This window comes from Streptomyces sp. NPDC002845 (assembly GCF_053591955.1).
In genome coordinates, this window is record NZ_JBSFUU010000079.1 from 31,664 (window position 1) to 44,504 (window position 12,841).

General features: G+C 68.6%; 11 protein-coding genes. 3 read left to right on the forward strand and 8 right to left on the reverse strand.

Features of this window, described 5'->3' with window-relative positions:
* Window positions 1–17 precede the first annotated feature (17 nt).
* The 7 genes from ACWD3C_RS38405 to ACWD3C_RS38435 all read right to left on the reverse strand — a co-directional run bounded on the left by ACWD3C_RS38405 (window position 18) and on the right by ACWD3C_RS38435 (window position 9,968).
* Window positions 18–2,366, reverse strand: a complete 2,349-nt coding sequence (locus ACWD3C_RS38405; RefSeq protein WP_451151586.1) for a galactose oxidase-like domain-containing protein — start codon at window positions 2,364–2,366, stop codon at window positions 18–20.
* 152 nt (window positions 2,367–2,518) lie between these two features.
* Entirely contained in the window at window positions 2,519–3,841 is a 1,323-nt protein-coding gene (locus tag ACWD3C_RS38410) for a glycosyltransferase (protein ID WP_451151588.1), read from the reverse strand.
* Window positions 3,838–5,535 carry an ArnT family glycosyltransferase gene (locus tag ACWD3C_RS38415; RefSeq protein ID WP_451151590.1) on the reverse strand — a complete coding sequence of 566 codons (1,698 nt, stop codon included), beginning with the start codon at window positions 5,533–5,535 and terminating at the stop codon, window positions 3,838–3,840. Before ACWD3C_RS38415 ends, ACWD3C_RS38410 begins: the two co-directional genes overlap by 4 nt.
* Window positions 5,532–6,794, reverse strand: coding sequence for a glycosyltransferase (locus ACWD3C_RS38420; RefSeq protein ID WP_451151592.1), 1,263 nt, complete (start codon window positions 6,792–6,794; stop codon window positions 5,532–5,534). The genes ACWD3C_RS38415 and ACWD3C_RS38420 overlap by 4 nt, the downstream gene beginning before the upstream one ends.
* A gap of 220 nt (window positions 6,795–7,014) precedes the next feature.
* Window positions 7,015–9,057, reverse strand: coding sequence for a thioredoxin domain-containing protein (locus tag ACWD3C_RS38425; protein WP_451151594.1), 2,043 nt, complete (start codon window positions 9,055–9,057; stop codon window positions 7,015–7,017).
* Window positions 9,058–9,291: 234 nt separating this feature from the next.
* Window positions 9,292–9,609 (reverse strand): helix-turn-helix domain-containing protein, encoded by a 318-nt coding sequence (locus tag ACWD3C_RS38430; RefSeq protein ID WP_269736097.1) that lies wholly within the window; start codon window positions 9,607–9,609, stop codon window positions 9,292–9,294.
* Window positions 9,606–9,968 carry a type II toxin-antitoxin system RelE/ParE family toxin gene (locus ACWD3C_RS38435; protein WP_451151596.1) on the reverse strand — a complete coding sequence of 121 codons (363 nt, stop codon included), beginning with the start codon at window positions 9,966–9,968 and terminating at the stop codon, window positions 9,606–9,608. The genes ACWD3C_RS38430 and ACWD3C_RS38435 overlap by 4 nt, the downstream gene beginning before the upstream one ends.
* Window positions 9,969–10,139: 171 nt before the next feature.
* Between ACWD3C_RS38435 and ACWD3C_RS38440 the strand changes: the two genes are divergently transcribed.
* From ACWD3C_RS38440 to ACWD3C_RS38450, 3 genes are all read left to right on the forward strand, one after another.
* On the forward strand, window positions 10,140–10,412 hold the full coding sequence (locus tag ACWD3C_RS38440) for a type II toxin-antitoxin system Phd/YefM family antitoxin (RefSeq protein WP_451151598.1): 273 nt from the start codon (window positions 10,140–10,142) through the stop codon (window positions 10,410–10,412).
* Window positions 10,409–10,672, forward strand: a complete 264-nt coding sequence (locus ACWD3C_RS38445; protein ID WP_451151600.1) for a Txe/YoeB family addiction module toxin — start codon at window positions 10,409–10,411, stop codon at window positions 10,670–10,672. Before ACWD3C_RS38440 ends, ACWD3C_RS38445 begins: the two co-directional genes overlap by 4 nt.
* 349 nt (window positions 10,673–11,021) lie before the next feature.
* A complete protein-coding gene (locus ACWD3C_RS38450; protein ID WP_451151602.1) occupies window positions 11,022–12,218 on the forward strand; it encodes a helix-turn-helix domain-containing protein in 1,197 nt (398 codons plus the stop codon).
* Window positions 12,219–12,409: 191 nt separating this feature from the next.
* Here the strand turns inward: ACWD3C_RS38450 and ACWD3C_RS38455 are convergent, their stop codons facing one another.
* Window positions 12,410–12,655: a hypothetical protein gene (locus ACWD3C_RS38455; RefSeq protein WP_451151604.1), complete on the reverse strand. Its 246-nt coding sequence runs from the start codon at window positions 12,653–12,655 to the stop codon at window positions 12,410–12,412.
* Window positions 12,656–12,841: the final 186 nt, after the last annotated feature.

The following is a 12,841-nucleotide window of genomic DNA, read 5'->3' on the forward strand; positions in this document are numbered from 1 at the left end:
AATACGCACGAGGGAATCTAACGCTTCCTCACATCCCCCTTCCCGCAAGCCAGTCCGTCCCGGTTCCGGTCCAGCTTCAGCGGGTCGTCCTTGCCGTTGACCTCAAGCCGTCCGTAGTCGTGCTGCTCCAGCCAGGTGCAGCGTGCCTCGGTCGTGTTCTTGACCTCGGCCGGGAAGGTGGTCGGCACGCAGATGTTGGCGGAGCCGTAGTGCCGGTCGCAGCCGGAGACGGCCGGGCCGACGGGCTGCGAGGTGCGCTTCCTGCCGGGCTTGGTGACGTCGCCCTCCAGGGAGTCGGCGAAGGTGTGGACGTGCGCCGAGGGGGCGTCCGCACTGAGCGCCGCCGGGCCCTGGAGGTGCACCCACTCGGCCACCGACGGCACCCCGTTCGCGTCGACCGCGAAGAGCATGTACCAGCCGGGCGGGGCCAGGTCGGGGTTGCTCGTCACGTTCAGGTCGACGTTGTTGCCGTCCACCGACAGGGGCAGGTCGACGAACCGCTGGTTCGGGTCGGAGGAGTGGGTGACGGCTGCCGGTCGGATGAGCTCCGCCTTGGCGATGGGCCGGTCGACGGTGATGCGCTGGGTGTCGCCGTACGTCCACTCGGTGTCGATGACCGAGGTGATCGTCGGACGCTCGCCCTTGAGGAGGTACGGGGGCGTGTAGAGCGACACGTCGTGGTTCCAGCTGCCGTCGCCCGGGTTGTCGCCGGTCGTCATCACGCGGCCGTCGGGGAGCAGGAACGCCGAGGAGTGGTAGCCGCGCGCCTCGGGGTCGACCGCCACCGGGTCGAACGTCTCGGTCTCCGGGTCGAAGATCGACGTCTCGAAGACCGGGTCGGCCCGGTTGTGCAGCGCGCCGCCCGTCTCCAGCACCTTGCCGTCGGGCAGGAGTACGGCGGAGACGTACATCTTGCCCTGGTCGCCGGTCTGGGCGACCCGGCCGTCGCCGAGGTCGACCGTGCCCTGCGGGATGGGCGGCCCGGCGACGTACGACGGGTTGGGGGCCTTGAGATCGATGATGTCGGTGAGGCGGTTCCCGTCGGGGTTCGTGTCGATGTTGCCGCCGCCGAGGGTCAGCACCTTCTGGTCCTGGGCCGGGGGCAGCAGCACGCTCGCGGACTGGTCGCGTTCGTCCTTGTCCTGGAGGCCCGGGATCTCGGTGATGGTGTTGGCGTCGTAGTCGTAGACCGCCGAACCGGTGCCGGGTGTGCCGTTGCCGAAGACGTGGCTGCCGGAGTAGAAGAGCCGTCCGTCCTGCATGAGGATCATCGACGGGTACAGGCCCCAGTACGACCAGGTCTGGTTGACCTGCCACAGCGGCAGCCACTGCTCCTGCGCGTCCGACCACAGCTCGGCGGTCACCGAGCCCGTCGAGTCCTCCTTGAGGCCGCCGAACGAGATCACGTCACCGTTGCCGAGGATCGTGGCCGACGGATACCAGTGGCCGTCGTTCATGTCGTTGGTCTTGCTGTACGTCTCGGTGACCGGGTCGAAGATGTACGAGTCCTTGTAGCCCTGGTAGCCGATCGTGCCGTCCGCGGACGGGTAGCCCTTGTTGCCGCTCATCACGAGCACGCGCCCGTCGTCGAGCTGGACGTGACCGGCGCAGAACATGTCGTCCGGGGTGGGGATCGTCTTGTACGTGCCGTTCCGCGGGTCGTAGACCGCGCTGGTGAACGTGCCCGCCTCGAACATCTCCTCGCTGTTGCCGGAGCCCGCGATCAGCAGCACCTTGCCGTTGTTGAGGACGACGGAGTGCATGGAGCGCACGGGGTTCTGCGTGGGCAGCACGTCCCAGCGGCCGTTCTCGCACTCCTCGGGGGTGCCCGTGCACACCGGGTCGGGGACCGGGTCGGCGACCTGTTCCATCGTGTAGTCGTCGGTGGTGGCGGAGCCGGTGCCGTAGACGGAGACGCCCCAGGTGATCCGGTCGGTGCCCACGGGCACTTCGGGCGTGCGCACCGTGGCCTCGGTCCAGCTCCCCGCCATCTCCAGCGTCTTGAGGTCGGTCCAGTACTGCCAGCCCGCCGTGGTGTCGTGCCGGAAGAGGGTGATCGCGGTGTCGGGGGTGGTCGACTTGTACCAGAGCCCGAGGTCGTACTGCTTGCCCGGGGTGACCAGCGGCGCGCACTCGGCGGACTCGGTGATCAGCGCCTTGCGGTCGCCGTCGGCGCGGCGGGTCAGCTCGACCTTCATGGCCTTGGTGCCGGAGTGCGCGTCGGCGACCGTGTCGAACGTGAAGTCGTTGTCGCCCCAGCCCGACTTCGACCAGCAGTACGGCATGTCGCCGGTGCCCGCGGTTTCGAAGCCGGGGTTCTTGATCAGGTTGGCGGCGCTCGCGGGGTGGGGCACCGCGAACAGCATGCCCGCGGTGAGCGCGCCCGCGGCGAGCAGGGCTGTTCTCCGTCCAGGCCGGATTCCTCCGGGCCTGATTCCCCTGGGCCTGGTTCTTCCGGGCCTGATTCCTCCGTGTCTGATTGCTCCGTGTCTGATTGCTCCGGGCCTGATTCTGAGGTTCACGCGGTCCTCCTTGCTGTACGGCTCCTGCCGCTCCTCCGCGGCAGATAGACCAGCGCCTCGGTCCCGACAAAGCGCAGGACGAACGTCGTCACCAGCGCGAGCGCGGTGGCGGGCAGCGCACCCATCCCGAACTGGGTGACGAACAGCGCGATCAGCGGGATACGCAGCACCAGGTCGGCGTTGGCGAGCAGCGCGAACCGGCCGATGCGGTCCCACCAGGCGCGGTGCCGGCGGCGCTCGCGGAAGCACAGGTGCTCGATGAGGTAGAAGTTCCAGGCCACGCCGAGCTGGTTGGCGAGGATCTCGGCCGGTACGTAGTGCATGCCGAACGAGGTCAGCGCGTACAGGCCGAGCAGGTTCGGTACAAAGCCCGTGACGCCGATCAGGCCGAAGACGACCATGCGGGCGATGGGCGAGGCCGTGCGCAGTCCGACCAGGTGGCGCAGGAACCTCAGGCCTTCCTGCGCGGTCGACTTGGACTCGCCCGCGAACCGGTCCTGGAAGACGAAGGGCACCTCGGTGACCTCGCGCGGGCGGCTGCGCACGGCGAGTTCGAGGAGGATCTTGTAGCCGAGCGGCTGGAGGATCTCGGCGGTGACCGCGCTGCGGCGGATGGCGAAGAAGCCGCTCATCGGGTCGCTGATCCCGTGCAGCCGACGCGGGAACAGGGTCTTGGTCAGCCACGTGGCCCCGCGCGAGACGGCGATACGGTAACCGCCCGCGAGCCCGGCGCGGCTGCCGCCCTTGATGTACCTCGACGCCACGACGAGCCCGGCCGAGGCCCGCTCCCCCGTCGCCACCAACTCGGGTACCAGGGACGGCGGATGCTGCAGGTCCCCGTCCATGACGACGATCCAGTCCGACGTCGCCGCCTTCATCCCCTCGACGACCGCACCGCCGAGCCCGCCGACCGGTTCCTCGCGATGCAGCACGGTGACGGGGAAGGGGCAGTCCTGCGCGGCCTCGCGGATGACGTCGGGGGTGTCGTCGGTGGAGTCGTCCACGAAGACGACCTCGCAGGGCAGCCTCGTCGGCACCGACTCGGTGATCTGGTGCAGCAACTCCTGTACGTTCGCGGACTCGTTGAAGGTCGGTACGACGATGGTGACGGCGCCGGGTTCCGGGACTGTATTCTCGCGCTCGATTCGCCTCCGGAGCGCTACAGCCGGTGTCGAGAGGGCGATCGTGCTCAACCCTCCGGGCCTCCGCGCGTTCGCCCTCTCGACACCGGCGCGCCCCTCCGGCTCACTCGCGGTGGCACCGCGTACTGCCGGATCTCCCAGTTCCTCCGGGACGGTTGACTCGTAACTGCTGCTCATCGGTCGCCTCCCGCGGCGTGGATCCCGTCTGCCTCTTCGGACCCTTCGGACCCTTCGGCCCTGTCGGCCCCGTCGATCTGTCGGATCTCGATCCGGTCCTCGCCGTTCCCGAAGACGGCGACCGGTGTCGAATGCTCCATCGCGGCCCGGACGTTGGGCAGGTCGACCGCGTCGCGCCGTACCGTCGGGGAGGCGACCACGTAGTCGAGGTCGCGCCAGCCGCGGGGCATCGTCTTCGTCACCGCGGGGTCGAGGTCGGCCTTGTAGAACCAGATGACGCCGAGCCCCGGCTCGTAGCCCGCGTGGACGAGGTCGAGCCACATCGCGTCGTCGACGAGTACCCGGGTGCTCCCCGGATCCGGCACCTCGGTGCCGAGCCAGTTCACCGCCGCCCGGTAGGGGGCGTTGGCGTCGGCCGTCATGGCGGTGCGGTCGCCGTCGTACCAGCGCGGGACGACGTACGCCGCCGAGGCCCCGACGAGGACGGCCGCGACCGCGTACCGCGCCCAGGTCAGGGCCCGCTTCTGAGCCGTACGCCGCCACCGGCGCAGCACCAGGTGGGCGACGCTCGCGGCGGCGCCGGCGAGGACCAGGGCGAGGAAGGGCAGGGCCTGGATGATGTACATCGCGGGCAGGTAGCCCGGCCGCATGGCCATCCCGGCGAGGATCGCCACGGCGAGGGCCGGCCCGGCGAGGGCCCGCGCGGTCACCGACCAGCGCCAGGTGCACAGGAGCAGCAGGGCGCCGGCGAGTCCGCCGAGGGGCAGGACCCGGTCGTAGTACAGCCAGGACTGGAGTACGCCGTACGAGCCGGTGCCGGGTTCGAGGATGAAGCCGGAGCCGGGGCGGGTCATCTGGTAGGCGATGCCGTCCCAGAGCGAGACGTGGTCCTGGCCGGGCAGGAACTCTCCCTTCAGCAGGGCGAAGAGGGGGTAGGAGATGCCGATCAGCGCGCAGGCGGTGACGGCGCCCGTGATCGCGAACTTCCTCGTGTCCCGGTGGCTGTGCCGCCACATGGTGACCAGCACGGCGGGCAGGACGAGGAGCATCGTCTCCTTGGTGAGGACGGCCGCGGCGGCCGCGATGCCCGCGCCGAAGTGGTGCCACAGATGGCGGCTCGGGGAGGCCGCGAGGCAGAAGGCCAGCAGCGTCCACATCACCGCGATGTTGTCGAGGAAGATCTCGCGCTGGAGGACCACCGACAGCGGGGAGAGCCCGAAGAGCGCCATGGCGAGCCCGGCGGCCCAGCGGGGCAGCGCGAGGCGGCGGCCGAGGACGTAGACGAGGACGGCGCTGACCGCGCTGATCAGCAGCATTGTCATACGCATCGAGCCGACGGTCATCGACTCGGGCGCGAAGTACGCCGGCAGCCAGGTCAGGGCGGCTATCTGGACCCAGCCGAAGGGCGGGTGGTCGTACCAGTACGTGTAGTGGGCGAGCCCTCTGCCCTCCTGGACGGCCCAGGCCTGGGCGAGGTAGGTGCCCTCGTCGTCGCTGAGGGTCGGGTAGTCGGCGATGTTCCAGCCCTGGACGACGAGGATCGCCACGAGGAGGACACCGCAGAGGAGCAGGTCGGGGCGCGTACCGTGCGGGCGCTTCGACGGGGCTGTTCGATATGCCGAACCTGTGGTGGGCGCAGCTGTCCGTTGCGCGGGGACCTTGACTCCGGTCGCCGCGGGAAGGGTGGAGGTCACGCAGGAACGTCCTCTCGGTTCACGTTCGCGAGGTGTGCGCCGACGTGGCTGGTCAGCTCCCAGTCGTTGCGGCCGCGTTGCTCACGCCAGACGGCGCGGACGGCGGCCCCGGCGAGGAGGACCTGGTAGAAGGGGCCGCCCACGATGAGCTTCACGTAGTGGACGAGCCGGACTCGGAGCCCGTACTGCTTGCCGAAGTCGTGCAGTCCGACGACCTCGAACACGAAGGTGACCAGGGCGGTGACAGCCGGCAGGAAGGTGATGAAGGCGACGCCGACGGGCACGTTCAGGAAGAGCGCGATGGCCACGTTGAGCGGGATGATCACGCCGGAGACCGCCTGGAGATATGGCGTCATGAGGGTGTAGCGGGCGAGCAACCGCTGCCGGAACCCGGGCAGTTGTCGCCAGTCCCGCTTCCGGTACACCTGAAGGAAGCCCTGGTTCCAGCGGGTGCGCTGCTTCATCAGCGACATCAGGCTGCCCGGGGTCTCCTCCCGGGTGACCATGTCGGAGTCGTAGGCGACGACGACCTTCTTGCCGACGCTGGAGAGCCGGACGCCCAGGTCGCAGTCCTCGGCGAGGCAGTCGGGGTCCCAGCCGTTCGCTTCCCGCAGCACCTTCGTCCGCACGAAGACGGTGTTGCCGCCGAGCGGGATGAACCCCTTCTGGGCGTGCAGGTGAAGGCGGGAGCGGAACCAGAAGAAGTACTCCAGGCAGTTGCGCAGGCTGTACCAGCTGGAGTGGAAGTTGATGAGCTGCACCCCGCCCTGTACGACGTCCGCCCCGGTGCTCCGGAACGCGTGGTCGACATGGGCGAGCAGCTCCGGATGGACCTGGTCCTCGGCGTCGAAGACCCCGACGACGTCGCCGCGGCAGTGCGGCAGTGCCGTGTTCATGGCCTTCGGTTTGTTCTTCTTGTCGTGGGTGTCGACGACGACCCGGACGCGCGGGTCCCGCTCGGCCGCCCTGTCGGCGACTTCGGCGGTCTCCGGGTCGTCGTGCCCGACGATGACGATGATCTCGAAGTCGTCGTGGGACGACTCCAGCAGGCGCTGGATGGTGTGATCGAGCACGGCCTGTTCGTGCCGTGCGGGCAGCAGCAGCGAGAAGGACAGCTGCTCCCCGCCGTCCGGCCTGCTGAATCGGGTGGAGGCAAGCACTTCGGGCGTACGCCACGCGTGCATCTGCCACCACAAGGTGAAGGCCGCCATCCAGAACAAGGCCAGTGAGACGACGGCGATGAAGACAGACGTCAGCAACAGATCCCCCCAGATCCACAATCCCCCTGTCGCGAACAGGACATCACCCGACGACGGCGCGTCGCTCCTGTCGCGTCACGGTGGAGAGACTAGGGGGGAACCGTGAAGTCCGGGAGGTGTTCAGATAAATAGCTTGTTTCGGATCGGAGGCATGCTTAATCGGACGAATCCGAACACGTGCCCACTTTCGCCCTCTTGCTCGATCTTGTCCGGGAAGGTTTCACCCGTTCAGGGCCGTATTCAGAGCTGTACGAAGGCGGTTCACATCGGTGGTCGGGGCGTCGCACGTGAAGTTACGGCAGACATACGCGGCCGGTTCCCCGTCGACCAGGGGCCGGTCGGCGAGCAGCGGCAGCTCGTCACTCCCCGGAACGCCCACGGCGACGACGGCGCCCGGGGCGGTGCCCAGAAGTGCCGTACGGTGCAGGGCCTTTGTGCCCGGGTGGTCCGCCGGCCCGACGATCGCGACCTCGCGGGGCCCGTCGAGGAGGGCCTCGGCCGTGGCGAGCCCCCAGCCGACGAAGCGGGGGACGCGCGGGCCGAGCGCCTTCACCACGCCCAACGCCCGTTCGGCGGCCGTGCGATGAGGCTCGGCGCCGGTCTGGGCGGCATAGCCGAGCAGGGCCCCGGCGGCGGCACTCCAGCCGGACGGGGTGGCGTTGTCGGTCGGGTCCTGCGGCCGCCGGATGAGCTTCTCGGCGTCGACGGCGGTGTCGTACAGGGATCCTGACTCCTCGTCGGCGAACTGCACGAGCACGTGGTCCAGCAGGAACCCGGCGAACTCCAGCCACACGCCCTCCCCGGTGACGGACGCCAGCGCGAGGAAGCCCTCCGCCACATCGGCGTAGTCCTCCAGCACCCCGGCGTTCGCCCCGACCTGTCCCCCCTTGCTGGTACGGGCGAGACAAGCGTGGTCGTCCAGGTGCAGCCGTACGAGGAGGTCGGCGGCGCCGATCGCGGCGTCCACGAGGTCGGGGCGCTCGAAGTAGGCGCCGGTCTCGGCGAGGGCGGCGACGGCGAGCCCGTTCCAGGCGGCGACCACCTTGTCGTCGCGGCCGGGGGCGGGGCGGCCGGCTCGTGCCGCAAGGAGGCGGTCCTTGATCCCAGCGATCCGCTCGGCGTCGAACACCCCTTCGCGCTGCGGAAGCTGGAGGACGGACTGCCCGTGCTCGAAGGTGCCCTCCTCGGTGACGCCGAAGTAGTGGGCGGCGAGTTGGGCATCAGCTTCACCGAGCGCGCTGGTGAGCTGCTCGGGAGTCCAGACATAGTAAGCACCCTCGACATGCTTGCCGCTCCCGTCGTCGCTGTCGGCGTCGAGGGCGGAGGCGAACCCCCCTTCGTCCGTCCTCAGCTCCCGCACCATGAAGTCGGCCGTCTCCAGGGCGACCCGGCGGGCGAGCTCGGAGCCGGTGGTGCGCCAGAGGTGGGCGTAGACGCGGCACAGCAGGGCGTTGTCGTACAGCATCTTCTCGAAGTGCGGCACGACCCAGTCCTTGTCCACGGAGTACCGCGCGAACCCGCCCCCGAGCTGGTCGTAGATCCCACCCCTCGCCATCCGCTCACAGGTGTCCCGCGCCATCTGCAGCGCCCCCTCGGACCCGGTCCGGGCGTGGTGCCGCAGCAGGAACTCGATCACCATCGACGGCGGGAACTTGGGCGCCCCGCCGAACCCGCCCCGCGCGGCGTCGTACTCCCGCGTGAGCCCGAGCAGCGCCTGTGCGAGGTCCTGCTCGGCCGGGACATCGGTGGCCGCGTACTTCAGTTCCCGCCCCGCCAGGTCCCGCACGATCTTCCCGGCGACCTCCGCGACCTCGTCCCGCCGGTCGGCCCAGGCGGCCCGTACACCCTCCAGCACCTGCCGGAAGGAGGGCATGCCCTGCCGGGGCGCGGGCGGGAAGTACGTACCGAAGTAGAAGGGCTCCGCGTCCGGCGTCAGGAACACCGTCATCGGCCAGCCGCCCTGCCCGGTGGCCGCCTGCACGGCCTCCATGTACACGGCATCCACGTCCGGCCGCTCCTCGCGGTCGACCTTCACACTCACGAAGTGCGCGTTGAGGTAATCGGCGGTCTCCTGGTCCTCGAAGGACTCGTGCGCCATGACATGACACCAGTGGCAGCTGCTGTAGCCGACGCTGAGCAGGACCGGTTTGTTGCCCTTCCGCGCCTCCTCGAAGGCCTCGGCCGACCAGGGCCACCAGTCGACCGGGTTCTCGGCGTGCTGGAGGAGGTAGGGGGACGTCTCGTGGGCCAGTCGGTTCGGCATACCTCCATCCTGGCGCACGTATGTGGGGCCCTGCTATGCGCCACGGGCCGGAAGGCATGCCGGACGGCGGACCCGGCGCCGATACCGGGCGCGCGGGCCGTTCCCGCCCCGGCAGCGCGGGCATCGGCACGTAGCTGACCCGCCCCGTGGCACCCGTCCCACGGCCCATACACCTGGCAGCACGGTGCAGCGGTGGCGGGGTGGCACATCGCCCGAGCGGACGCTGCCCCCGCCTCAGGCGATGGCAGCGATATCGCCATCATCGAAGTAGATGGCCTGGTGCAGACGTCCGCCGAGCGCAGCGGCGAACCGCGCGAGAACGTCCTGTCCGGAGATATGCCCCCGCTCGATCTGCGACACGCGACCCTTGGTGACGCCCATGCGATCGGCCACGTCCTGCTGCGTCAGCCCACGGGCCCGTCGCAGCTCCGCCAGACGGCGCCCGGTCATCTCCGCGAGGAGTTCCTCCTTGCCTTCCCGTACGGCCTCCTCACCGCCGGCACGGGCGACGTACTCGGCGCGAATGTCCTGCCAACGGGTGTAGCCGCTCATGGTCGTCCACCTTCTTCCCGAGTTCGTTCCTTCACATACGTCTCGTAGCGCTGCTCGGCCAGAGGGACCGCGTCCCGGTACCACTCGTTCCACCGGCCCGACTTGTCTCCTGCAACCAGCAGGATGCTGCTGCGCCACGGATCGAAGGCGAACAGGATCCGAACCGTCCCCGGTCGCAGCTCTTTCAGGTTCGCCATCGACGAGCCGTGAATAGTGTCGACCAGCGGACGCCCCAGCCCGGGACCTCCTTCGGCCAGTGCGTCCAGCGCCTGCACCACCCGTGCGAACGCCGGCTCGTCCAGGCTGTCGATCCACTCACGAACCTCGTCAACGAGGAAGATCTCCCACTCGCCGCTCACAGGGCGAGTATAGCTATCGCTACACCTTATGGCGACCGAAGACGAGAGCATGGCAGCCCGGGGCGGCACAGGAGCCACGTGAGCAAACGCGGCCTCCAACAAACCGGTACGGAAAAAATGAGTACCAGACCAGTACCATCATTTCGTACCGCCCCAAAAGGAGTGAGGGACATGTCCATAAGCGCCAGCGAAGCAAGGAAGACGCTGTTTCCCCTCATCGAGCGCGTCAACACCGATCACACCCCCGTGCGGATCCGCTCCAAAAGCGGGGACGCCGTGCTGATGTCCGCCGACGACTTCGACTCCTGGCAGGAGACCGTCCACCTGCTGCGTTCACCCGCCAACGCCCGGCGGCTCATGGAGGCGGTCGCACGCGACAAAGCCGGTCAGGCCGCCGCCACCAAGACCATGGACGAGTTGGAGGCCCTGGCGGGTGAACCATGAGGAGCATCCACTTCGACCCGGACGGCTGGGAGGACTTCCTGTACTGGCTCGGCTCGGACCGGAAGATGGCCCGCCGGATCACCCGGCTGATCGGAGAGATCCAGCGTGACCCGTTCACCGGGATCGGCAAGCCGGAGCCACTGAAGGGCGGCCTCTCCGGGTACTGGTCCCGCCGGATCGATGACGAACACCGGCTGGTGTACCGGGCGGACGAGAAAGAAGTGAAGATCCTCAAGGCTCGGTACCACTATGACGGTTGAGTTCCACGGCGCCGCCTCTTTGCCGCGCTCGTCGTGGTCGGTGTGCCCGCCTCGACCAGTGGATCGTCGGCAGGCAGTTCCAGCCGGATGGCGACCGTCCGGGACAGGCTGTCGGACTCCGTGACCGACCGGGTGTATGCCTGTCCGTACTTGCCGCCCACGGAGCAGATGGAGGGTGCCGGAGTCTCTGCAGAACCGTGTCGAGCTTGCTGTACTCGGTCACAGTGGTGCCCTTGTCCGGGTCCGGCGTTCTGGTCTGACGGCCGAACAGATCGAGCCGGCTCCGCGCCAACGGCCGGGGCGATGTGGCGGGGGTACCGTCTGAGGTTGCCGCAGAACGGAGTCCGCCGTGTCGCAGAGCAATGAGGAACACACCGGCGCCCGCATCGCCCGTATCCGGAGGCAGCGTGGCCTGACCCAGCAGGGACTGGCGATGCGGGCGCACGTGTCCAAGTCGCTGCTGTCGAAGGTCGAGTGCGGACAGAAGCCCGCTTCCCCAGCTCTCGTCGCAGCCTGCGCCCGTGCACTGGGAGTCTCCACGTCCGAGCTGCTGGGACAGCCGTACGCCGAGGAGTTGCGCCGGGACCGGATGGATGCGCTGATCCAGCCGATCCGCGAGGGGCTGGAGAACTGGGACATCCCTCTGGACTGGGAGACGGCGCCACGCCCGGCCTCGTTGATCTGGACGGATGTCCAGCGGACTCTGGAGCAGCGCCGTCAGGCGCAGTACACGGACATGATGCGCGACCTGCCGGCGCTGATCGATGAATCGGTGCAGGCGGTGCACACCAGTACCGGCGAAGAACAGCGACTGGCCTACGAGTGCCTGGCGGAGACGTTCCGCTGCGTGTTCACCGTGGCGTGGAAGCTCGGTTTCCTCGACCTCGCGACCGTCGCGCTGGACAGGCTGGCATGGACCGCCCCTCGTGCCGATGAGCCGGGCCTGGCCGCCATGCATGCCTTCCTTCGCGCGCAGACCACGATGTCATCGGGCCGGTACGACGTAGGTCTGCGGGTGGTCGACCGGGCGTTGCGGGATCTCGACGGCCAGGAATCGCGCCGCCCGGCAGGCATTGAGGCCATGCGGGGCATGCTGTATCTGCGGGCCGCGACAATCGCGGGCCGAATGAAGGGCCGGGACCACGCGGACGCCCGCCTGACCGAGGCCCGCTCTCTCGCTCGAACCACGGGCGAGTTGCCCGATTTCGGCGTCACCTGGGGGCCGGTGAACGTCGGTGTGCATGCCGTGGCCATCGCCTCGGAGATGGATGACTTCGGGCGCGCGATCGAACTCGCCGAGGATGTGCACATCCCGCGAGGCTGGACCCGCTCCCGGACCGGGCACCACTGGATGGACCTCGGCCGCTCCCACGCCTGGGCCGGCCACCCGGAGGAAGCTCTGGACTGCCTGCACCAGGCCCGGCGCATCGCGCCTCAGCAGACCCGCTACCACCCGACCGTGCGGGACACCGTGCTGGCCCTCAAGCGACAGGAACGGACCCGTAACAGTTCGCTGGCGCAATACGGGGAGTGGGTCGGGATATAGCAGGTCCCCGGCGAGAGGAGTTGCACCCTTCGGTGCAACTGCTGCGCATCGCCAGTCGGCAGGCTGACGCTCAGTCAGGACCCCCGCGACCGGGCGAACGGTCCGGGGGCGTGGCCAACCCTGACAAGGAGCGCCGACGTGCCGCACCGTATCGCCCGCATCGTGATGGGCAATTAGAGCCGCGCTTTGGATTACGGAGCCAGGAAATCCAGCAGGACATCCTTGTCGCGAGTGACCATGATGCCGGCCTGCTCAGGACTCTTGATCACGCTACCTCGCCCCTGCGGCAGATAGACGATTGCCGGATAGTCCGTCAAGCTTTGGGTTCTCTGGGCCTGCTTCAATGCCCCTTTGCCTGAACCCGACTTCACCTGGACCACTGCATTCCGGGTCACGATGTCAAAATCCGTGAGCACTTGACCGTGCGCGCCGACCACATCAACCCCTTGTGCCCGAACTTCCAAGTCCGGGCCCCATCTCGAAGGTTCCCGTGAGCGGCTCTTCACAGACAATGGGGCCTTCGGGGCAGTTACTGAGGTTGAACTCGCTATGGCGGGTGGGGATCTGACGTTTCATGATTGTTGCGGTATGCCGGAGGTATGCGGTATGCGCAGGGCGGTGGG